The sequence below is a fragment of the Rhizobium sp. BG4 genome (assembly GCF_016864575.1).
Taxonomy (GTDB): Bacteria; Pseudomonadota; Alphaproteobacteria; order Rhizobiales; family Rhizobiaceae; genus Rhizobium.
Map to the genome: position 1 here is coordinate 1,414,813 of NZ_CP044125.1, position 22,071 is coordinate 1,436,883.

17 protein-coding genes and 3 pseudogenes are annotated in these 22,071 nt (G+C 62.0%); 11 read left to right on the top strand and 9 right to left on the bottom strand.

Annotated features, from left to right (window positions below; genetic code table 11):
- The first annotated feature begins 77 nt into the window (after nucleotides 1-77).
- A complete protein-coding gene (locus F2982_RS07400) occupies nucleotides 78-2,405 on the top strand; it encodes a methyl-accepting chemotaxis protein (protein ID WP_203429684.1) in 2,328 nt (775 codons plus the stop codon).
- Nucleotides 2,406-2,478: 73 nt separating this feature from the next.
- On the opposite strand, the gene ptsN is transcribed toward F2982_RS07400, so the two are convergent.
- The 6 genes and pseudogenes from ptsN to lptC all read right to left on the bottom strand — a co-directional run bounded on the left by ptsN (nucleotide 2,479) and on the right by lptC (nucleotide 7,611).
- On the bottom strand, nucleotides 2,479-2,943 hold the full coding sequence (gene ptsN, locus F2982_RS07405; protein ID WP_130279189.1) for a PTS IIA-like nitrogen regulatory protein PtsN: 465 nt from the start codon (nucleotides 2,941-2,943) through the stop codon (nucleotides 2,479-2,481).
- 70 nt (nucleotides 2,944-3,013) lie between these two features.
- A complete protein-coding gene (gene raiA / locus F2982_RS07410) occupies nucleotides 3,014-3,589 on the bottom strand; it encodes a ribosome-associated translation inhibitor RaiA (RefSeq protein WP_112713677.1) in 576 nt (191 codons plus the stop codon).
- A 215-nt stretch (nucleotides 3,590-3,804) separates the two neighbouring features.
- On the bottom strand, nucleotides 3,805-5,340 hold the full coding sequence (gene rpoN / locus F2982_RS07415) for an RNA polymerase factor sigma-54 (protein WP_203430025.1): 1,536 nt from the start codon (nucleotides 5,338-5,340) through the stop codon (nucleotides 3,805-3,807).
- 157 nt (nucleotides 5,341-5,497) lie between these two features.
- Nucleotides 5,498-6,280 carry an LPS export ABC transporter ATP-binding protein gene (lptB, locus tag F2982_RS07420; RefSeq protein ID WP_112713681.1) on the bottom strand — a complete coding sequence of 261 codons (783 nt, stop codon included), beginning with the start codon at nucleotides 6,278-6,280 and terminating at the stop codon, nucleotides 5,498-5,500.
- 36 nt (nucleotides 6,281-6,316) lie between these two features.
- The gene (locus F2982_RS07425; protein WP_112713683.1) at nucleotides 6,317-6,931 is read right to left on the bottom strand and encodes an LptA/OstA family protein; all 615 of its coding nucleotides are present in this window, start codon (nucleotides 6,929-6,931) and stop codon (nucleotides 6,317-6,319) included.
- A gap of 15 nt (nucleotides 6,932-6,946) precedes the next feature.
- Nucleotides 6,947-7,611 (bottom strand): annotated as a pseudogene (lptC, locus tag F2982_RS07430) (LPS export ABC transporter periplasmic protein LptC).
- Between the two features lie 217 nt (nucleotides 7,612-7,828).
- On the opposite strand from lptC, the gene sppA reads away from it, so the two are divergent.
- From sppA to F2982_RS07445, 3 genes are all read left to right on the top strand, one after another.
- On the top strand, nucleotides 7,829-8,779 hold the full coding sequence (gene sppA, locus F2982_RS07435) for a signal peptide peptidase SppA (protein WP_203429685.1): 951 nt from the start codon (nucleotides 7,829-7,831) through the stop codon (nucleotides 8,777-8,779).
- A 29-nt stretch (nucleotides 8,780-8,808) separates the two neighbouring features.
- On the top strand, nucleotides 8,809-9,108 hold the full coding sequence (locus F2982_RS07440) for an integration host factor subunit beta (protein ID WP_018898213.1): 300 nt from the start codon (nucleotides 8,809-8,811) through the stop codon (nucleotides 9,106-9,108).
- 112 nt (nucleotides 9,109-9,220) lie between these two features.
- The gene (locus tag F2982_RS07445) at nucleotides 9,221-9,553 is read left to right on the top strand and encodes a LapA family protein (protein WP_112713689.1); all 333 of its coding nucleotides are present in this window, start codon (nucleotides 9,221-9,223) and stop codon (nucleotides 9,551-9,553) included.
- Here F2982_RS07445 and F2982_RS07450 read toward each other — a convergent pair.
- Nucleotides 9,545-9,991 (bottom strand): GNAT family N-acetyltransferase, encoded by a 447-nt coding sequence (locus F2982_RS07450; RefSeq protein WP_203429686.1) that lies wholly within the window; start codon nucleotides 9,989-9,991, stop codon nucleotides 9,545-9,547. The two genes, F2982_RS07445 and F2982_RS07450, sit on opposite strands and share 9 nt — an antisense overlap.
- A gap of 44 nt (nucleotides 9,992-10,035) precedes the next feature.
- A pseudogene (locus tag F2982_RS07455) lies at nucleotides 10,036-10,487 on the bottom strand (carbon monoxide dehydrogenase subunit G).
- A 116-nt stretch (nucleotides 10,488-10,603) separates the two neighbouring features.
- Here F2982_RS07455 and F2982_RS07460 point away from each other — a divergent pair.
- The 5 genes from F2982_RS07460 to F2982_RS07480 all read left to right on the top strand — a co-directional run bounded on the left by F2982_RS07460 (nucleotide 10,604) and on the right by F2982_RS07480 (nucleotide 16,328).
- On the top strand, nucleotides 10,604-11,692 hold the full coding sequence (locus tag F2982_RS07460) for a class I SAM-dependent methyltransferase (protein ID WP_203429687.1): 1,089 nt from the start codon (nucleotides 10,604-10,606) through the stop codon (nucleotides 11,690-11,692).
- Nucleotides 11,689-12,546, top strand: coding sequence for an RNA methyltransferase (locus F2982_RS07465; protein ID WP_199626053.1), 858 nt, complete (start codon nucleotides 11,689-11,691; stop codon nucleotides 12,544-12,546). The genes F2982_RS07460 and F2982_RS07465 overlap by 4 nt, the downstream gene beginning before the upstream one ends.
- Complete coding sequence (gene lspA / locus F2982_RS07470) at nucleotides 12,543-13,046, top strand: signal peptidase II (RefSeq protein ID WP_130279197.1); 504 nt, start codon at nucleotides 12,543-12,545, stop codon at nucleotides 13,044-13,046. Before F2982_RS07465 ends, lspA begins: the two co-directional genes overlap by 4 nt.
- 55 nt (nucleotides 13,047-13,101) lie before the next feature.
- On the top strand, nucleotides 13,102-15,348 hold the full coding sequence (locus tag F2982_RS07475; protein WP_203429688.1) for an ATP-binding protein: 2,247 nt from the start codon (nucleotides 13,102-13,104) through the stop codon (nucleotides 15,346-15,348).
- Nucleotides 15,349-15,452: 104 nt separating this feature from the next.
- Nucleotides 15,453-16,328 (top strand): GNAT family N-acetyltransferase, encoded by an 876-nt coding sequence (locus F2982_RS07480; RefSeq protein WP_112713703.1) that lies wholly within the window; start codon nucleotides 15,453-15,455, stop codon nucleotides 16,326-16,328.
- A gap of 58 nt (nucleotides 16,329-16,386) precedes the next feature.
- On the opposite strand, the pseudogene F2982_RS07485 reads toward F2982_RS07480, so the two are convergent.
- Nucleotides 16,387-18,671: pseudogene (locus F2982_RS07485) on the bottom strand (NADP-dependent malic enzyme).
- 293 nt (nucleotides 18,672-18,964) lie between these two features.
- Between F2982_RS07485 and mutS the strand changes: the two are divergent.
- Together mutS and F2982_RS07495 are read left to right on the top strand one after the other, a co-directional pair.
- Nucleotides 18,965-21,691: a DNA mismatch repair protein MutS gene (gene mutS, locus F2982_RS07490; RefSeq protein ID WP_203429689.1), complete on the top strand. Its 2,727-nt coding sequence runs from the start codon at nucleotides 18,965-18,967 to the stop codon at nucleotides 21,689-21,691.
- Between the two features lie 10 nt (nucleotides 21,692-21,701).
- Nucleotides 21,702-21,974, top strand: a complete 273-nt coding sequence (locus F2982_RS07495) for a hypothetical protein (RefSeq protein WP_112713713.1) — start codon at nucleotides 21,702-21,704, stop codon at nucleotides 21,972-21,974.
- Nucleotides 21,975-22,071 lie beyond the last annotated feature (97 nt).

Here is a 22,071-nt window from a genome sequence, read left to right on the forward strand (position 1 = left end):
CGGCCGCTCCATGACGAAGCGGCTCACCTCGCCTTTGCCGGAAATGTTCGTCCGGCAAGTCGCCCCGCCGAGGCACCATGTTCATCTTTCGCATGAAGTCGCTTGCCGCAAAGCTTATTGTCATCACGGGCGTTGCAATCGCGCTCGTTCTTTTCGTTTCTAACTTTTTCCTGATCGATCAGACGCGCAACCGCGTGCAGACCCTGACGATGGATCAGGCCAATCTTGAAGCCAAAGCCATTGCCAACGAAATCGCCGCCAATGTCGGCGAACTCGCCAGCGCAGCGCGCTCCATGTCCGGTGTCGTCGGCCGCGGCCACGAGGGCGGCAATTTCGACCGCAAGGGCATCATCAACGTCCTGAAGGCCAATCTCGAAAAGAACCCCTTCGCCTTCGGCAGCTGGTTCTGCGAGCAGCTCGGCGCCTTCGACGGCAAGACAACCGAGATTGCCGACAAGCTCGATCAGGGCACCAACAAGGCTGGCGCCTTCACGCCCTACTGGTCGAAGACCAAGGATGGCGCCATCCAGTTCTCGACCTTCGATAACGATTATACCGCCGAGTGGTGGAAGCTTGCTGCCGAGAGCGGCAAGGGCGCGATCACGTCGCCCTATCTCGCCGAAGGCACCGACGTTCCGACCCTCCTGACCTCGATCGCCTACCCGGTTGTCTCGGGTGGCAAGATGATCGGCGTCGAAGGCGTCGACATCTCTCTGAAGTCGCTGACCGACAAGCTGCAGGCTCTGCATCCGTTCGGCTCCGGCCGCGTCACGCTCGTTGCCCAGAACGGCAACTGGATCGTCGCGCCGACCAAGGAACTGATGTCGAAGCCCTATGAAGGCGACGGCTCGACCGAGATCAAGAACGCCCGCGCGTCGATGGCGCCGACCGTTGTCCGCAACCTGACCTTCGATGGTTACGAGCCCTTCGACCGCGTCGTCTATCCGTTCGCCGTCCCGGATCTCAACGCGACATGGGTCGTCCTCGTCGACGTACCGCACACCGCGATCAATGCCCCGGTTCAGGATCAGACCGTCATGATGATCGTCGGCGGCATTCTCGTCCTCGGCGCGGTCATGCTGGCCCTCTACTTCGCCGTCCGTTCCTTCGTGCAGAAGCCGCTCGGCCAGCTGGTCGCCGGCGTCAAGAAGCTGAGCGACGGCGCCTACGATCAGCCGGTTGCCGGTCAGGATCGTGCCGACGAAATCGGCTCGGTCGCCAAGGCTCTGGAAGGCTTCCGTTTCGCTCTTGCCGATACGCGCCGCCTTGAAGCCGAAGCAAACAACCAGCGCAGCGCAGCTGAATCCGAGCGCAGCCGCTCGGAGAGCGAGCGCCAGCAGTCGGTCGCCCTGCAGCGCCAGATCGTCTCGATCGTCGGTGCCGGTCTTTCCGAACTGTCGCAAGGCAATCTCGGCCACCGCATCAACGAGGATTTCCCGGGCGAATACGCGAAGCTGAAGCAGGACTTCAACGCCGCGCTCGCCAGCCTCGAAGAGACCGTCCATACGATGAACACGAGCGTCGTGAACATCGGCTCCGGCACCAGCGAGATCAGCAACAGCGCCTCCGACCTTGCCAAGCGCACGGAACAGCAGGCTGCAAGCCTCGAGGAGACCGCTGCAGCGCTGAACGAGCTGACCGCCCAGGTCAATTCGAGCGCCGAGAACGCCCGCACCGCGGCTGACAACGTCAACCTCGCCTGCGAGGATGCCGAGAAATCCGGCGAAGTCGTGCAGAAGGCGATCGCTTCGATGCACGGCATCGAGCAGTCGTCCACGGAAGTGTCGCGCATCATCGGCGTCATCGACGAGATCGCATTCCAGACCAACCTGCTCGCCCTCAACGCCGGTGTCGAAGCCGCGCGTGCCGGTGAGGCAGGCAAGGGCTTCGCAGTCGTCGCACAGGAAGTCCGTGAGCTCGCACAGCGCTCTGCAAGTGCCGCAAAGGAGATCAAGACGCTGATCAACACCTCAGCCGTCCAGGTCAAGGAAGGCGTCGATCTCGTCGGCCGCGCCGGCGGTACGCTGCACAAGATCGCCGAGCAGGTCATGGGCATCAACGGCCTGATCCGTCAGATCTCAGCGTCTGCCAGCGAGCAGGCGATCGGGCTGAAGGAAATCAACCAGGCCATGAACCAGATGGACCAGGTGACGCAGCAGAACGCCGCGATGGTGGAAGAGGCAACGGCGGCCAGTGTGACGCTGAACGACGAGGCGCAGACGCTGAAGGCCCTCGTGCTGCGCTTCCGGGTTTCCGGCCAGGCAAACAGTGCGGCGCTGCGGGCAACCGCCGAGCATATGCGTGCGCCCGTCGCAGTACCCGCATACCGGGCTCCGGCACCGCGCCGGGCGGCTGTCTCCCACGGCTCGGCCGCAGTCGCGCAGGACAATTGGGAAGAGTTCTGAGAACTAACCATCTCAAACGAAAAGAGGCGCCCGGGATGACCGGGCGCCTCTTTCATTTCTGCGATTGAAAATCTCAGGCGGCGTTCGAAGTCTGCTCTTCGTTGAGGAAGGCATAGATCGCCGAGGCGGAGTCGGTGGCGCGCAGCTTGGCGACCAAATCCTGGTCGCGCAGCACGCGCGCGATGCGCGACAGGGCCTTGAGATGATCGGCGCCCGCCCCTTCGGGAGCGAGCAGCAGGAAAACGAGATCGACGGGCTGATCGTCCAGGGCCTCGAAATCGACCGGGCTCTCGAGACGTGCGAAGACGCCGACGATCGAGCGGACGCTGGCGAGCTTGCCATGCGGAATTGCGATGCCATTGCCGACGCCGGTCGAACCCAGACGTTCACGCTGCAGCACGACGTCGAAGATTTCCCGCTCAGACAGGCCAGTGATTTTCGAGGCCTTTGCCGCCAATTCCTGAAGCAGCTGTTTCTTGGAATTTACCTTGAGGGCGGGGATAATCGCATCTTGATGCAGCAGATCTGCCAATGCCATTTCTTTTTCCTTCTGTGGCCGAAGCCGGGTGATTGGAAGAGCGGCGCTTGGCGCCGCTCATCGCCCGATTTCAGCTCTTGATATTGGCTGCGTCGATCCAGCCAATATTACCGTCATGCCTGCGGTAAACGATGTTCAAATGTTCCTTGCCCGGGCTGCGGAACAGGAGCAGCGGCTCGTCCGTCATGTCGAGCGCCATCACGGCGGTTGCGACGGACATTGTCTTCAGCTGCTTCGTGCTCTCGGCCACGATGGCCGGGGCGAAATCGTCGGGAACCTCTTCTTCGTGGTCAGGCACAGCGTCCATGACCGTATAGGCGACTTCCGCAAAACCGTTCAGATGATTTCCGGCATGATGATCTTTGAGCTTCCGCTTGTAGCGGCGCAGACGCTTCTCGATACGCTCCGAAGCGGCATCGAAAGCCACCTGCGGATCCATCGCCTCACCAGCCGCATGCAGCACGACCCCGCTATCGAGGTGGAGCTTGCAATCGGCCGAGAAGCGCGAGCTCGACTTCTCAACGATCACTTGACCAGAATATCCCCCGTCGAAGTATTTCGTGACGGCCATGGCCACTTGGTCCTCGATCTTTTGACGGAACGAGTCACCAATTTCCATATGTTTACCGGATACACGCACACTCATGGAGTTTCCCTTCTTATAGTGGTTTGCGGTACCAGTTTACGCCAAGCCTACTTCTCATCCAAGCACTTCACGCAAACTCAAGCAAGATCGGCTTAAGTCTCGTGCTTCAAGCGCCCTGAGGATGATGGGGATAAGTCTGAACGCTGTTCACAGCGCCAATTGCGGCGGGCTAATAAACGGAGGTTACCAAAAAGTCAACGCCCGGCCGTCAGGCCTCAGAAGCCCGCGACCTTGGCGAGCGCCCGCTTTTCGCGGCGGCGCTGCACCGAAGAGGCGATGTTCATCGCTTCCCGGTATTTGGCGACGGTGCGGCGGGCGAGATCGATCCCGCCCTTTTTCAGCATGTCGACGATATCGTCGTCCGACAGCACGGCTTCCGGGCTTTCCTGCATGATCAGCATGCGGATCTTGTGGCGGACGGCCTCCGCAGAGTGCCCATCGCCGCCTTCGACGGCGCTGATCGAGACGGTGAAGAAGTATTTGAGCTCGAAGAGCCCGCGCGGCGTCAGCATGTATTTGTTCGAGGTGACGCGGCTGACGGTCGATTCATGCATCTTGATGGCGTCGGCAACGGTCTTCAGATTGAGCGGGCGCAGATGATCGACACCATGGAGCAGGAACGCATCCTGCTGGCGGACGATCTCGGTCGCCACCTTCATGATCGTCTTGGCGCGCTGGTCGAGGCTGCGCGTCAGCCAGTTGGCATTCTGCAGGCATTCGGAGAGGAAGGCGTGCTCCTCGCCATTCTTCGTGACATTGGCGAAATAGGACTGATTGACCAGCACGCGGGGCAGCGTGTCGGGATTGAGCTCCACCAGCCAGCTGCCGTCGCTCGACGGCCGTACGACGACATCCGGCATGATCGCTTCGGAGACGCCGGTCTCGAAACCGCTGCCCGGCTTCGGATTGAGCTGGCGAAGCTCCGTCAGCATGTCGAGGAGATCTTCCTCGTCGACACCACAGAGGCGCTTCAGCGTCGAGAAATCACGGCGCGCCAAGAGTTCGAGATTGGCGACAAAGGCCTGCATCGCCGGATCGAAGCGATCCTTCTGGCGTAGCTGGATCGCCAGACATTCCGCCAGATTACGGGCAAAGACGCCCGGCGGATCGAGGGTCTGCAGCGCGCTGAGCACACGCTCCACATCGACCGTGGTGGCGCCGAGACGTTCGGCGGCTTCGGCGATATCCCCCTGGAAATAGCCGGCCTCATCGAGCTGATCGAGCAGGTGCTGGCCGATCAGCCGGTCGGCCATGTCAGGCAGGACGAAGGGCACCTGCTGGACGATATGGTCGCGCAGCGAAACCTGGCCGGCGACGAAATCATCGAGATCATAGGCCTCGCCCTCGGCGCTGCCGGGCATCGACTTCCACTGGCTCATCAGCTCCGGCGCATCGGCCCGCTGCGGCGCGCCGTCGTCCTGGAAGACATTCGAATAGTTTGAATCGAGCTCTTCGCTCAGGTGGCTGACGCTGCCTTCGCTGCCATTGTCGTACCAGTCGCCGGAGAGCGCATCGGTGCGCTCGTCGTCATCCTGCTGGTGGGCGTGGGGTTCATCTTCGCCGTCACGCTCGCTGCCCGTTTCCGCGTCATTTGACGGAAATTCCAGCAGCGGGTTCTTTTCGACTTCCTGGGAGATGAATTGAACGAGTTCGAAATGCGTCATCTGCAGCAGCTGGATGGACTGCATCAGCTGCGGCGTCATGACGAGGGATTGGTTCTGTCGCAGGAAAAGATTGGCTGACAGGGCCATGGCGGACGCAAAACTCCCGTTCATTTCCTCCGGGAAGCCGCGTCCGAACAAGTATTTCAGGCCACGGAAATCCAGTTGGCCCAAAAATTGCTTTTTTATTCTATTTGGTCAAGCTCAAGTGTGACGGGAAGGTGAATTTCCGTCGCCTTCGACCGTATCAAAGGCTGAAATTGTCGCCAAGATAGAGGCGGCGAACCTCAGGGTTGTTGACGATATCGTTGGCCCGGCCATGCGTCAGAACTTCACCGGCATGGATGATGTAGGCGCGGTCGATCAGACCCAGGGTCTCGCGGACATTGTGGTCGGTGATCAGAACGCCGATGCCGCGTGCCGTCAGATGGTGCACGAGGTTCTGGATATCGGAGACCGAAATCGGATCGACGCCGGCGAAGGGTTCGTCGAGCAGCATGAAGGTCGGGTCGGTCGCCAGCGCGCGAGCGATTTCCAGACGGCGGCGCTCACCGCCCGACAGCGATACGGCTGCCGCCTTGCGGAGCTTTGAGATGTGGAACTCTTCGAGCAACTCGTCGAGCTTCTTCTCGCGTGCCGCCTTGTCCTTCTCGTGAACTTCGAGAACGGCGCGAATGTTTTCTTCGACCGTCAGACCGCGAAAGATCGAGGCTTCCTGCGGCAGGTAACCGACGCCGAGGCGCGAGCGGCGATACATCGGCATGGTCGTGACGTCGTTGCCGTCGATCTCGATCGTGCCTTCATCGACCGGCACGAGACCGGTGATCATGTAGAAACAGGTGGTCTTGCCTGCGCCGTTCGGCCCGAGAAGCCCTACCGCTTCGCCGCGCCGGACGACCAGCGACACGCCATTGACGACACGCCGGGTGCTGTAGGTCTTCGTCAGACCGCGCGCAATCAGCGTGCCCTGGTAACGGCTTTTGTCTCCGGCAGATGCGTCCGCGGCCTGCGGCGCGGACTTGCCGAACATTTTGGGAAGCGAGAGAAGTTTCACGAGAGGGCCGGGTCAGTTCTTCTTCTGGGATTTCGGATCGAGCTGAATCTGGACGCGGCCCCCGCAGCTGTCCAGTTGTGCCTGTCCGGTTTGCATGTGGACCGTGAGCTGGCAGCCGGTGAAGACATTCGGGCCATCCGAGAGCACAACCTTGTCGCCCTTCAGGATGAATGTCTGCGCCGCCATGTCGAAGGCGCCGTTATCGGCGGTTGCCGTCTGTGTGCCAGAGCTCAGGAAAACCTTGTCGGTGACCACGATGTGGTCGATATCGGCGTTGCCGGACGAGATCGATGCAGCGCCGGCATCCGGCTTGGCATTCGCATCCGTCGCCTGACCGTCGGCATTTGCCTTCGGCTTGTAAAAGACCGTCATGTGGCCAGCCTGCAGCGTCGTCTTGCCCTGAACGACCTTCACGTTGCCGGTAAAGTCGGCCTTGTGTTCCTGGTCGTGGATTTCGAGCTTGTCGCTCTCGATCTGGATCGGCTCGTTCTTGTCGAGCTTGAGGCCGTCCATCTGGCTGGTCGTTGCCTGCGCGAATGCAGCTCCTGCAATCATCAGAAGCGCCAGAGCGCCGCCGGTTGCTGCCGCGCCAAGCTTACGAATTGGAGAGTGACAATCTTTTGTCATTAAAGAACCCGGCTGTTAGGTGCCCTGTTTGCGGATGGCGGATGGATCGACGTTCATACGAACTTTCCCCTCGAACGTGATCACGCGACCCTTATCCGTCATCTTGAGGGAGTTCGCAACAACCGAAGTTCCCTCTTTGGTAATGGTTACGGGGTCGTCCGTGCTCATGCTGCCACCCTTGATATCGAGCTTGGCAGATTTGAAATCGGCGGTCAGACCGTTGCTCAGGAGAACGGTGAATGGCGAGGTGAGCGCGAGCTTGTCGGTCGAGCGGTCGTAATCGGCCGATTGCGCCTCGACGCGAGCGATCAGATCGTCGTTGACGGGGACGGCCGCCTTGATCGTCTCCAGCGTGATGAGGCTCGGGTTCTTGATGTCCTGCAGCGCGCGCTCGGCGAGCATCGAATAGTTGATGCCATCGGAATTGCGGCCGGCGATCGCGGGCTTGGCCATGACGACCTTGCCGTTCTCGATCTTGGCGCCCTCGATCTTCAGGTTTTCCGGCAGATAGGCGCGGACCATGGAGACGGCGATGAAGGCCAGCGACACGACGACGGCGGCGACCGGAAGCAGCACCTTCAGACGGCGCACGCGCCCGAATGACTGAGCGCAGCGCCATAGGCAGTGCGCGCGGGTCGGGCAAAGGCAGCCTTCCCGCCGCTGTTGATCGTATCGAGCATTAAGTCTGTCCGTGTCTGTCGATCGGCATTCCTATATAGGAACTACTTCGCCCGATCACAGATCGTTTCGCATTATTACATTACCTTGCCAATATGGATTTTTTTCTGCAACAAGCAACAAAGGCAAGAAAACGCGGCAAACCGGCATTTTCACAACAGCATGCCGCCTTATCTGATATCGCTGTGAATTGTGGCCGTCTCAGGCCCTGGAGGACTTATGGACAGCTCGACGATCGCCGACCGCCGCAGACTTCGCCGGCGACTGGGCTTCTGGCGGGTCGCAGCAGCGGTGCTTCTGGTGGCGCTCGGCCTCTCGCTCTACCTGTTTTTCCGCAGCGATATCGAGCAGAGCCGTCCGCAGATTGCCCATGTGACGATCTCCGGCCTGATCACCGATGACGACGAGCTGCTCGAGCGGCTGAAGAAGATCGAAGAGAACAATCAGGTGAAGGCCGTGATCGTCTCGATCTCCTCGCCGGGCGGCACGACCTACGGCGGCGAGAAGATCTTCAAGGCGATCCGGGCGATCTCGGCCAAGAAGCCCGTCGTCTCGGACGTGCGTACGCTCGCCGCTTCCGCCGGCTACATGATCGCCACCGCCGGTGACACGATCATTGCCGGAGACAGCTCGATCACCGGTTCGATCGGTGTCATCTTCCAGTATCCGCAGATCCAGCCGCTGCTCGAAAAGCTCGGCGTGTCGCTGCAGGAGATCAAGTCCTCTCCGCTGAAGGCCGAGCCCTCGCCCTTCCACAATACCAGCGAAGAGGCCAAAGCGATGATCAATAACATGGTCCAGGACAGCTATGCCTGGTTCGTGGATCTCGTCGCCGATCGCCGAAAACTGCCGCGCGATGAAGTACTTAAGCTCGCTGACGGGACGATCTATACCGGCCGCCAGGCGCTGAAAGTGAAGCTGATCGACCAGCTCGGCGGCGACCCTGAAATCCGCGACTATCTGGCCAAGCGGGACATCAGCAAGGACCTGCCGGTGGTCGATTGGGACAAGAAGAGCAACACGCCCTTCCTGCTCGCCGGCGCGGTTTCGAAGGTCGCCACACTTCTCGGCTACGGCGACCTCTTCAAAGCCCAGGACCTTGAGGGCATTCTGCCACAAAAGTTGCTCCTTGACGGGCTCGTTTCAGTTTGGCAGTTTGGCCGCGATTGATAAGAAATCAATAATTTAAGGGGGCGACCGTGATCAAGTCGGAACTGGTGCAGATAGTTGCCGCGCGCAACCCGCATCTCTATCACCGCGACGTCGAGAATATCGTCAATGCCGTCCTCGACGAGATCACCGATGCACTGGCGGCGGGCAACCGCGTCGAGCTGCGCGGCTTCGGCGCCTTTTCCGTCAAGAACCGCCCATCGCGCTCCGGCCGCAACCCCCGCACCGGCGATACCGTTTTCGTCGAGGAGAAGTGGGTTCCCTTCTTCAAGACCGGCAAGGAACTGCGCGAACGGCTGAACCCCGGCCAGGCCGATCAGGACGATTGAGCCTTTCACCTGCGGCGAAACCGCGCTTGAAGTTCGCCACCGGATTCCTATTCTGCTCTTAGCTTGAGAAGCGCCGTTTCAACGACGGCGCCATAATGCGCGGAGGCCATACATGGCGAAGAAGATCACCAACCTTTTGATTTTGCTGCCGCTCGGCATCATCCTGATCATCTTCTGCGTGGCCAACCGGCAGAGCGTGACGCTTGCTTTCAACCCGTTCCGCCCGGAAGATCAGGTTCTGTCGCTCTCCGCGCCGTTCTTCGTCTTCCTGTTCATCGCGCTGATCATCGGCATGCTCGCCGGCTCTGCCGTCACCTGGTTCAGCCAGGGCAAGCACCGCAAGCGGGCGCGCGTCGAAGCCAAGGAGGCGATCCGCTGGCAGGGCGAAGCCGGTCGCCACAAGGCGCGTGCGGAAGAGATCGCCGGGCAGCTGCCCTCACGCTGATTGGCGCGACGGATCGAAGGTCAGCTCTTCGTATTCGCCTTCGGCCGAACTTCCGGTGCCGGTCACGGCAAAGCCCTTCGCGAGATAGAAGGCCTTGGCTCCCACATTGTTGACCAGGCATTTCAGCCGGTATCTGTGGCGCGGCCAATCGGGGAGTGTGGCCAACAGCGCCGTTCCGACGCCCCTGCCCTGCCATTCCTTGCGGATATAGAGCATGTGAATGAAATCGTCGGCCGCCCAGAGCGTCATGAAGCCGGCAATGGCGCCATCCGCCGCCTCGGCGAGCCAGACGAGCTCGCCTTGCGTATGGGAAAAGAAATCCTCGTGCTTGAAGCGCGACGGATCGACCCAGGTGAAAGTCTGGCGGCGAACCGCGAGATAGATATCGGCAAGCTCCTCGCGGTCCGACGGCCGCGGCGTCCTGATCAGCAAATCCATGATCAAGAATTAGCCGATGAACGGACAGCCGCCAATGGCCGGGATCACGTACCCGGCTTTTCCGAAACGACGGCGTTGAAATCGGCGAAGAATTGCTGCGCCAGCTTCTGCGAGGTGGAATCGACCAGGCGGGCGCCGAGCTGAGCGATCTTGCCGCCGACCTGGGCCTTGGCGCTATATTGCAGCACGGTCTCCGCGCCGTCTTCTTTCAACACGACATCGGCGCCGCCCTTGGCAAAGCCGGCGATGCCCCCTTGCCCTCGCCCGAGATCGTGTAGCTTTCCGGCGCATTGATGTTGGAGAGGGTCACCTCGCCGTTGAAGGTTGCCGAGACGGGGCCGATCTTGATCTTGACGGAGGCGGCGAGTTCGGTGGGCGACTTCATCTCCAGGGTCTGACAGCCCGGAATACAGCGTTTGAGGACTTCGGGATCGTTGAGCGCCGCCCATACGGCATCGCGCGGTGCGGTGATGCGTTCTTCGCCGGTCATATCCATTCGAAATCCTCCCATTTCGGATTGCTAAACTTATCACAGCGGGAAAGCGCTTTGCCAAGGTGAAACGGAATGCTATTTGCACGGGCTCCATCGAATTGAAGACGCGGAAAACCACGTTGAGACAAAAAGACCGCCGGCCGGGCGCAAAGACGCCTTCCGGCCCTCGCCGCAGCGACGACCGTCCTAACCGCCCGGCCAAGCCGGTTGCCAAACCCGCAGCGCCCCGCGAGGCGGTGCGTGAGGCCGCCGTGCCTGTTGCCGTCGAGCGACCGCTGAAGACCCGCACCGGCGACCGCCCGATCGAGCGCGTGCCCGTCATCCTGGAATCGCTTGGCGCCGGTGACTTCCACCTGATCGACAGCGGCAACGGCCAGAAGCTCGAGCAATACGGCCCCTACCGCATCGTGCGGCCTGAGGGACAGGCGCTGTGGCAGCCGACCCTTTCCCAGCCGGTCTGGGACAAGGTCGATGCCGTCTTTACCGGCGATGTCGACGAAGAGGGTACCGGCCGCTGGCGCTTCCCGAAGGAAGCGCTCGGCGAAACCTGGCCGCTGCACCTGCTCGGCGTCGATTTCTTCGGCCGCTTCACCTCGTTCCGTCACGTCGGTGTCTTCCCTGAGCAGATCGTCCACTGGAGCTGGATGAAGGAGCAGGTGGAGAAGGCAGGCAGGCCGCTGAAGGTGCTCAATCTCTTCGGCTATACCGGTGTCGCCTCGCTGGTGGCCGCCGCTGCCGGCGCTGAGGTCACCCATGTCGATGCATCCAAAAAGGCGATCGGCTGGGCGCGCGAAAACCAGGCGCTCGGCCGCATGGAAAAGCTGCCGATCCGCTGGATCTGCGAAGACGCGATGAAGTTCATCCTGCGCGAAGAACGCCGCGGCAACACCTATGACATCATCCTGACCGATCCGCCGAAATTCGGCCGTGGCCCGAACGGCGAGGTCTGGCATCTGTTCGAACATCTGCCGCTGATGCTCGATATCTGCCGGGAAATCCTCTCGCCGAAGGCCGTCGGCCTGGTGCTGACCGCCTATTCGATCCGGGCGAGCTTCTATTCGATCCACGAGCTGATGCGCGAAATCATGCGTGGCGCCGGTGGCGCCGTCGAGTCGGGCGAGCTGGTCATCCGCGAAGGCGGGCTTGACGGCAAGACGCCGGGCCGCGCCCTCTCCACATCCCTCTTTTCGCGCTGGGTGCCGAAATGAACGAATTCCACGACCGCGGACCGCGCCGGGTCGGCCAGGTGAAGGAAGTCACCTCGCTTGCCAACCCGATCATCAAGGACATCAAGGCGCTCAGCGACAAGAAGTCCCGCGAGCAGAGCGGCACCTTCATGGCCGAAGGGCTGAAGCTCGTCATCGACGCGATCGAGCTCGGCTGGACGATCCGCACGCTTGTCTATGCCAAGGCCGCCAAGGGCAAGCCGCTGGTCGAGCAGATGGCGGCGAAAACCGTCGCCTCCGGCGGGCTGGTGCTTGAAGTCAGTGAGAAGGTGCTCTCCTCGGTCACGCGGCGCGATAATCCGCAGATGGTGGTCGGCATTTTCGAGACCCGCTGGAAGCCGCTGCGCGATATCCGCCCGCAGCAGGGCGAGACCTGGATTGCGCTCGATCGCGTTCGTGACCCCGGCAATCTCGGCACCATCATCCGCACCGCCGACGCAGCCGGCGCCTCCGGCGTCATCCTCGTCGGCGAGGCGACCGATCCGTTTTCGCTCGAGACCGTGCGGGCAACGATGGGTTCGGTCTTCGCCGTACCGGTCGCCCGGGCATCGATGGACGAGTTCATCGCCTGGAAGAAGACGGCCGGTGTGCAAGTCGTTGCCACGCATTTGGCCGGTTCGGTCGATTACCGCACCATCGACTACAAGAAGAAGCCTGTCGTTCTCCTGATGGGCAACGAGCAATCCGGCATTCCGGAGCAGCTCGCCAGGGAGGCCGATGCGCTTGCCCGCATTCCGCAGCAGGGCCGCGCCGACTCGCTCAATCTTGCCGTTGCGAGCGCCGTCATGCTCTTCGAGGCACGCCGCCACCTTCTCTCACTGTCAGAGGCAAAATGACCGAACAGACGCTTCCGCGCCCGGCCCTCTTTTCGCGCCCGCTGCCGATCCTGCTCTTCATCATCGTGGCGGTGATCCTCGACCAGATAGTCAAGATCGCCGTCGATCATTACCTGCCGCTGCAGGAAGCCGTTCCCGTCATTCCGATGCTGGCGCTCTACCGCACCTACAACCTCGGCGTTGCCTTCTCGATGCTGTCAGGGATGGACGGCTGGTTCATCGTCGGCATGCGCCTTGTGATCGTCGCCTTCGTCATCTGGATGTGGCACCGCACCGCCAAGGACCGCTGGATCGCCCATACCGGCTTTGCGCTGATCATCGCGGGCGCGCTCGGCAACCTTATCGACCGGTTTCTCTACGGGCACGTGATCGACTATATCCTGTTTCATACGGAGACATGGTCGTTCGCAGTTTTCAATCTTGCCGATAGTTTCATCACGATCGGCGCGGGATGCGTGATTCTTGACGAGTTGCTGCAACCCAAAAAGAGCGAAAGCTAAAATCTTAGTCTTTTCCTGAAGGCATTCGGAAGAGCGCCTATGTTAGCCAGCAGTCATGCAAAGCTTGGCTCAACTGCAGGAAAGACTGGCCGCTGCTTTCGGCCCCGCCAAACCGCAGGACGTGCGGACGGCCGAGGATTCCCTGCAACCGGTGGCTGGTCCGAGAACGATACAGCGCAAGAAGTCACTGGTCTCGCTTTGGCTCGGCGGCGCCGGCATTCTTGCCGCGGCCCTACTCCTCATCCTCGGTCAGGCCGGCGGCCCGCTGCTCTTTTCGATCGGGCTTGCGGCAATTGCCATTGCCCTCATTGCCTATGCCGCGGTTTCCAGACGCAAGGCGAAGGCACTGCCGAAGAAACAGACAGGCAGCGCTGCAACGAGCGAAGCTGCCGAGCTCTTCGCCAATGTGCATGACGTTCTCGGCGACATCACCGTTACCCGCAGCATCGACCGGCGCATCATCGGCGCCAATGCCACGTTCCGGCGCCTGACCGGCCGCCTGAAGCCCGAGGGTCAGACATGCGAGGAGATCGGCATCGCCTTTCGCCCGGGTGCCGAGCCGCACCGCTTCGATGTCGAGATTTCGACGCTGGAGGGGCAGCGCATTTTCGTCTGGCACGATGTCGTCACCCGCGATCCGGCAAACGGCAATCTGCTGATCCAGAGCATTGCCCGCGACGTGACCAACGAGCGGCTGACCGCGCAGGCGCGCGAAGAGGCACGCCAGAAAGCCGAATACAACAGCGCCGCCAAGTCGCGGCTGCTTGCGACCGTCAGTCATGAAATCCGCACGCCGCTCTCCGGCATTCTCGGCATGACTCATTTGCTTGCCCAGGCGCAGATGACACAGGAGCAGCAGAACTATCTCGGCGGCATCCGCCAATCCGGTCACGCCCTGACCCAGCTGGTCGAAGACCTTCTCGACTTCTCGACCATCGAGGTCGGCCGCTTCCAGCTGCGCCCACGATCGGAATCGCTGCGGCAGCTTCTCGAAAGCGTCGTGGAAATGCTGGCGCACCGGGCACACGAGAAGGACATCGAGATTGGCGCCACGGTCTCTTCCGATGTGCCTGAGTTCATGAGCTTCGACCCGGCGCGGCTGCGCCAGGTGCTTTTCAACGTGATCGGCAATGCGGTGAAGTTCACGCAGGCAGGCGGCGTCTTCATTCGCGCCGCGCTGTCTGATGAAGACCTCGTCATTACCGTCACCGACACCGGCCCGGGCATGACTGCGGAGGAGCAGTCCCGGATCTTCGGTGAATTCGAACAGGGAGGAACCATGGTCGAAAAGAGCGGCGGCACCGGTCTCGGCCTGACCATCTCGGCGCGCATCATGCGCGAATTCGGCGGCTCGCTGACGGTTGCCAGCGAGAAGGGCAAGGGCAGTGAATTCACCATCTGCTTTCCGGCGGGCATCACCGAAGAGGGCCGCGGCCGGCGCAAGGGTCTGCTGGCCGGCAATACCGTCGTCCTGCTTGCGCCTGCGGGCGCTGCGCGGGCGGCGATTGCCGAAACGGTCACCGCGCTCGGCGGCGCCTGCCATCTCGTCGAGGATGGCGAGACCGCCCGCGAGACGCTGCTCTATATGGCCGGCCGCGGCCAGCGCCCGACCGATATCATCATCGACCATCGTCTCTCGGCCGAGTTCTCCAGCCATCTCGCCGACCGCACTGACATTGCGGCGCTTGGCCTGCGCAAGATCCTGCTCGTCAACCCGGAAGAGCGGAACGCCCATGCACTCGATCTTTTCGATGCCTGGCTGATCCGGCCGCTGCGCGAACAGTCGCTGATCGACGTGTTGCGCGGACGGATGCGTGGCATGGAGAAGCGGGATGCGCTGAACGACAATCAGCCGGGCTTCAGCGCTTCCATTCCCGAAGCCAGCCTGCAGCGCGGTCTCAACATCCTGCTTGGCGAGGACGACCCGATCAATGCCATGCTGGTGCGCGCCATGCTGGAGAAGGGTGGCCATACTGTTCGCCATGTCGACGACTTCGAGAGCCTGCTCGACGGCGCGCTTTCCGAGAACGGCAGCCGCCCCGATATCGTCATCAGCGATCTCACGATGCCGGGCGGCGAAGGCGTCGACATGATCGGCCGCCTGCGCGGTCACGAGCGGCGTCTCGATCTGGTGCCGGTGCCTGTCATCGTGCTGACGGCGGACAAGCGCGACGAGTCCCGTCGCGCCGTTCTGCTGGCCGGTGCCAACCGGGTGATGATCAAGCCGGTCGATCCGATCCGGCTACTGACCGAGGTCCAGGCCGTGGCCGCGCTCTCCGCCCGTAGGGCAGAAGCCCTTTAAAGCGGGGTGACATTGCCCCAAATTCCCCGTAACGTTCATGTCACTTTCCTGTCGCACATAAGTGTTTTATGGCAGCTCATGAGCCGGCAACGGGAGAATCTTCAATGGATATCGACACCTTGAAACGCGAGACGATTGCGGAGACCAGCCGGTCTTCGGCGACTGTTGCGCCGAAGGAAGGCGACGTTCTCGGCCGTATCGGCAATCTCGAGACCCGGCTGGCCCGCAGCGCCAGCGAAATCGATGCCGCCCAGCATGTGCGCTACCGCGTCTTCGTCGAGGAGATGAAGGCACAGCTTCCGGCCGAAGCCATGCGCCGCGAGCGCGATTTCGATGCCTATGACGCTTTCTGCGATCACCTGCTGGTGCTCGACCGCTCGCTGGAAGGCGACAGCGAAGACCAGATCGTCGGCACCTACCGCCTGTTGCGTCAGGATGTCGCGATGGCGAATGGCGGCTTTTACTCGGCTTCCGAATTCGCGATCGGCGAACTCCTCGCCCGCCATCCCGACAAGAAATTCATGGAGCTCGGCCGCTCCTGCGTGCTGCCGGAATATCGTACGAAGCGTACCGTCGAACTGCTCTGGCAGGGCAATTGGGCCTATGCTCTGAAGCACGGCATGAGCGCCATGTTTGGCTGCGCCTCCTTCCCGGGCATCCACCCGGAAAGCCATGCACTGGCCCTCTCTTTCCTGCACCACACGGTCCAGGCCAAGAACGAATGGGCAGTCAACGCCCTGCCGCATCTGGCCCGTCCGATGGACCTGATGCCGCCCGAAGCCGTCAACCCGAAGAAGGCGCTGATGGCACTGCCGCCGCTGATCAAGGGCTACCTGCGCTTGGGCGCCATGGTCGGCTCCACCGCCGTGGTCGACCACGCCTTCAACACGACCGACGTACTGATCGTTCTGCCGATCTCCAGCATCTCAGACCGTTACCTGAACTACTACGGCGCCGACGCCGGCCGGTTCTCGAGCTGAATTTTAGATAGATGGAAAAAGAAGGCCCGCTGCGATCTCCGCGGCGGGCCTTTTCTTTTTACGACCCCGCCGCGTAAGCCGCGATTGCAGCCATGTTGACGATGTCGCTGTCCTTGGCGCCCATCGAGGTGATCTGGACGGCCTTGTCGAGGCCGACGAGAATCGGGCCGATGACGGTGGAGCCGCCGAGTTCCTGGAGCATCTTGGTGCTGATCGAGGCCGAGTGGAAGGCGGGCATGACAAGCACGTTTGCCGGACCCGAGAGGCGGCAGAACGGATATTGCTCCATCGCCTTGCGGTTCAGCGCCACATCTGCCGACATTTCACCGTCGTATTCGAAATCGACACGGCGCTTGTCGAGGATCTTCACCGCTTCGCGGACGCGCTCGGAGCGCTCGCCGGAGGGGTGGCCGAAGGTGGAATAGGCGAGCATCGCGACGCGGGGCTGGTAACCCATGCGGCGCGCGAGGCCCGCGGCCTCCTCGGCAATATCCGCCAACTCTTCCGCCGTCGGCATGTCGTGGACGGCGGTATCTGCGACGAAGACGGTGCGGCCGCGGGCGAGCACCAGCGATACGCCGATGACCCGGTGGCCGGGCTTTTCATCGATGCAGCGGCGGACGTCTTCCAGCGCCGTCGAGTAATTGCGGGTGATGCCCGTGACCATGCCGTCGGCGTCGCCGAGCGCCACCATGGTTGCCGCGAAATGGTTGCGGTCGTTATGGATCAGGCGCTGCGCATCGCGGTGAAGGTATCCCTTCCGCTGCAGGCGGGCGTAGAGATAGTCAATATAGGCTTCGACGCGGGTCGAGATGCGGGCGTTGACGATTTCCAGACCCGGGCGGTTGAGATCGATACCAGCGCGCTCAGCCGTTGCCTTGATCAGATCTTCGCGGCCGAGAAGGATCGCGGTGCCGAGCTGCTGGTTGGCATAGGACATGGCGGCGCGCATGACCTGCTCTTCTTCAGCCTCGGCAAAGACGATGCGCTTCGGGCGGCGGCGCACGCGCTCGTAGAGGCTTGCGAGCGTCGAGGCGATCGGATCACGGCGGGCGGAGAGCTCGCGGCGATAACCTTCCATATCGGTGATGACCTTGCGGGCAACGCCGCTCTCGATCGCAGCCTCCGCGACGGCAGCCGGAATGGCCGAGATCAGACGCGGATCGAAGGGAACCGGGATGATGTACTGCGCACCGAAGCGCGGACGATTGCCCTGATAGGCGGCAACGACATCATCAGGAACGTCTTCGCGGGCGAGGCTCGCGAGCGCCTTGACGGCAGCGATCTTCATGTCGTCATTGATGGTCGTGGCGCGGACATCGAGCGCGCCGCGGAAGATATAGGGGAAGCCGAGGACGTTGTTGACCTGGTTCGGATAGTCCGAGCGGCCGGTCGCCATGATCGCATCGTCGCGGATGCGGGCGACTTCTTCCGGCGTGATTTCCGGGTCCGGATTGGCCATCGCGAAGATGATCGGCCGGTCGGCCATCGAGCGGATCATGTCCTCGGAGAAGGCGCCCTTCTGTGACAGGCCGAAGACGACGTCCGCACCCTTCATGGCCTCTTCCAGCGTACGTGCCTTGGTCTTCACCGCATGCGCCGACTTCCACTGGTTCATGCCCTCGGTGCGGCCCTGGTAGATGACGCCCTTGGTGTCGCAGAGAACAATATTCTCGGGCGCGAAACCCATGGCCTTGATGAGCTCAACGCAGGCGATCGCCGCCGCACCTGCGCCGTTGCAGACGAGCTTGGTCGTCTTCAAGTCGCGGCCCGTCAGCTCCAGCGCATTGATCAGGCCGGCGGCGGCGATGATTGCCGTGCCGTGCTGGTCGTCGTGGAAGACAGGGATATCCATGAGCTCGCGCAGGCGCTGCTCGATGATGAAACAGTCGGGCGCCTTGATATCTTCGAGATTGATGCCACCGAAGGAGGGGCGAGGAAGCGGACGCAATTGATGAACTCGTCGACATTTTCCGTATCGACTTCCAGGTCGATGGAATCGACATCGGCGAAACGCTTGAAGAGAACGGACTTGCCTTCCATGACCGGCTTCGACGCCAAGGCACCGAGATTGCCGAGGCCGAGAATGGCCGTGCCGTTGGAGATGACGGCCACCATGTTGCCGCGCGAGGTATAATCATAGGCGGTGGCGGGATCGGCGGCGATGGCCTTGACGGGAACGGCGACGCCCGGCGAATAGGCAAGCGAGAGATCGCGCTGCGTCGCCATCGGCTTGGTCGGGTTGACCTCGAGCTTGCCCGGCCGCCCCATTGAGTGGAAGTCGAGTGCTTCCTTGTCGGTGATGCCGTTGGCGGGGCGCTGCTTGCTGTTCATGTCGGGCATATCTCCTCCAAATCTCCTGGCAATCGGTCTTCGATTGCGCCGTTTCCCCAATCTATAGACAGGGCTATAGGGGCTGACACGACGCCTTGCGAAAAAGCCGTACGGCTACAATCGATTAAAATATCCGTTGGAACTGGCAGGCGCCCCTCAAGGGCTTCCTGACCGCGCGGTTCAGCGAATACCTCCCTCAATCCTCCTGTGGGCTAACGGCTCCCATTTCCCGATAGCTGTTGTCTTCTATAGCCGCGCTTCGATAGGGTGGCACCTGATTTTTTAGGGAAAAGCCTACCGACGTGAACGACAGAATGGATCCTCGACACGAAGCCTTTTCGGCTGCCGAACTCGCAACGGAGGAAAGCCGCGCTTCGGCGACGCCGATGATGGAGCAGTTCATCGAGATCAAGGCGAACAATCCGGATTCGCTGCTCTTCTATCGCATGGGCGATTTCTACGAGCTGTTCTTCGAGGACGCGCTCGATGCGTCGCGCGCGCTCGGCATCACGTTGACGAAGCGCGGCCAGCACATGGGCCAGGATATCCCGATGTGCGGTGTGCCGGTTCATGCGGCCGACGACTATCTGCAGCGGCTGATCGGTCTCGGTTTCCGCGTCGCTGTCTGCGAGCAGGTGGAAGACCCGGCGGAAGCGAAGAAGCGCGGCTCGAAGTCGGTCGTCAAGCGTGACGTCATCCGTCTCGTCACGCCCGGCACGATCACCGAAGAAAAGCTGCTTTCGCCGTCCGAATCCAACTACCTGATGGCGCTCACCCGTATCCGCGGCGCCTCCGAACCGCTGATGGCGCTTGCCTGGATCGACATTTCGACCGGTGTTTTCCGTGTTGCCGAGACTGAGAGTTCACGCCTGCTGGCCGATATCCTGCGCATCGAGCCCCGGGAGCTGATCGTTCCCGATACGATGTTCTACGATCCGGAACTGAAGCCCGTCTTCGACGTGCTGGGCCGGGTGGCCGTGCCGCAACCGGGCGTCCTGTTCGACAGCGCCACCGCCGAAGGCCGGATCACGCGCTATTTCGGCGTCTCGACGCTCGATGGCTTCGGGACATTTTCTCGTGCCGAACTCGCCGCAGCGGCAGCGGCGATCGCCTATGTCGAGAAGACCCAGATCGCCGAGCGCCCGCCGCTTGGAAAGCCAGAGCGGGAAAGCGGTGCCTCGACACTGTTTATCGATCCGGCGACACGCGCCAATCTCGAACTGGCAAAGACGCTGTCAGGCGACCGGAACGGCGCGCTGCTGAAGGCGATTGACCGTACCATCACCGGTGGCGGCGCCCGTCTACTTGCCGAGCGGCTGATGTCGCCGCTGACAGATCCGGCGAGGATCAACGAACGTCTCGATTCCATCGGTTTCCTGATCGAGGAGCCGTCGCTCTGTGGCGACCTGCGGGATGCCCTGAAGCATGTGCCCGATATGCCGCGCGCCCTTTCGCGGCTGGCGCTCGATCGTGGCGGACCGCGCGATCTCTGGGCGATCCGCCAGGGCCTTGGCGCTGCGGCCGAGCTAGCGCGCCGGCTTTCGGATGCCCTGCTGCCGGGGGAGCTGGATGCTGCAGCAGCCGAGCTTCAAGCGCTCCCGCCCACGCTGGAGCGCATGCTTGGCGAAACGCTGGCCGACGAGCTACCGCTGCTGAAGCGCGACGGCGGGTTTCTACGCGACGGCGCCAATCCCGAACTGGACGAGGTCCGGGCGCTGCGCGATCAGTCGCGCCGGGTGATTGCCGGCCTGCAGCTGCAATATGCCGACGAAACCGGCATCAAGTCGCTGAAGATCAAGCATAACAACGTTCTCGGCTATTTCATCGAGGTCACCGCCGGCAATGCCGGTCCGATGACCGACACCGCGGAAGCCAAGGCACGCTTCATCCATCGCCAGACGATGGCCAACGCCATGCGCTTCACGACGACCGAGCTTGCCGATCTCGAAAGCCGCATTGCCAATGCCGCCGACCGGGCGCTGCAGATCGAGCTTGCCGCCTTCGACCGGATGACGGCTGCTGTCGTTGCCGAAGCCGAGGCGATCAAGGCCGGCGCCCGGGCACTTGCCGTGATCGACGTTGCCGCAGCACTGGCGCTTCTGGCGGAAGAGCAGGCTTATTGCCGCCCGCTCGTCGACGGCTCGAAGATGTTTGCGATCGAGGGTGGGCGTCACCCTGTCGTCGAGCAGGCGCTGCGCCGCCAGTCCTCCGGCCCCTTCGTTGCCAATAATTGCGACCTGTCGCCGGTCGCCGACGGCAAGGACGGCGCGATCTGGCTGCTGACCGGCCCGAACATGGGCGGTAAATCGACCTTCCTGCGGCAGAACGCGCTGATCGCGATCCTAGCGCAGATGGGCTGCTTCGTTCCGGCGACGTCGGCGCATATCGGCATCGTCGACCGTCTCTTCTCCCGCGTCGGCGCATCGGACGATCTGGCGCGCGGCCGTTCGACCTTCATGGTCGAGATGGTCGAGACCGCGGCGATCCTCAATCAGGCGACCGACCGCTCGCTCGTCATCCTCGACGAAATCGGCCGCGGCACTGCGACTTTCGATGGCCTCTCGATCGCCTGGGCCGCCGTCGAGCATCTGCATGAAGCGAACCGCTGCCGCGGGCTTTTTGCGACGCACTTTCACGAATTGACCGTGCTTTCGGAAAAGCTTGCCCGGCTATCGAACGCGACGATGCGTGTGAAGGAATGGGACGGCGACGTCATTTTCCTGCATGAAGTCGGCCCGGGCGCTGCCGATCGCTCCTATGGTATTCAAGTTGCCCGGCTGGCCGGTCTGCCGGCTTCCGTCGTTGCCCGTGCACGCGATGTGTTGACGCGGCTTGAAGATGCCGACAGAAAGAACCCGGCGAGCCAGCTGATCGACGACCTGCCGCTCTTCCAGGTGGCGGTGCGCCGCGAGGATACAAATCGCGGTCCGTCCAAGGTCGAGGAAACGCTGAAGGGCATGAGCCTCGACGACATGACGCCGCGTGAGGCGCTGGATGCGCTTTACGCATTGAAGAAACAAGTGAAGTAGGAGCCGTCCGATGTTCATGCGCAGCCTCGTTCGTGAGACACAGCGGCTCTCCGATATGTTCACGATCCTCGAAGCGCTTCGCCGCGCCGACGAGCACGGCAATCCCCGCGGCTGGAAATCGCCCTACGGCCTGCTTGAGGTTACCCGCTGCTGCACGCTGATCTGCGAGCTCGCCTCGATGATCGCCAAGGCGGGTTACCGCGAATGCGACCGGCCGACGCTGGAGGCGATTACTCAGGAAGCCCGCCAGGTGCTCTACTCGGTTCAGGCCCAGACGGTCTGACCGCCGGCAATCTGCCAACTTGCGGCAAAGCGCCCCGCCCCGGCGGCTCGCAACACCTTTTCGCCAAAATTAAAGGTTCTTGAGGTATGAAGCCGGT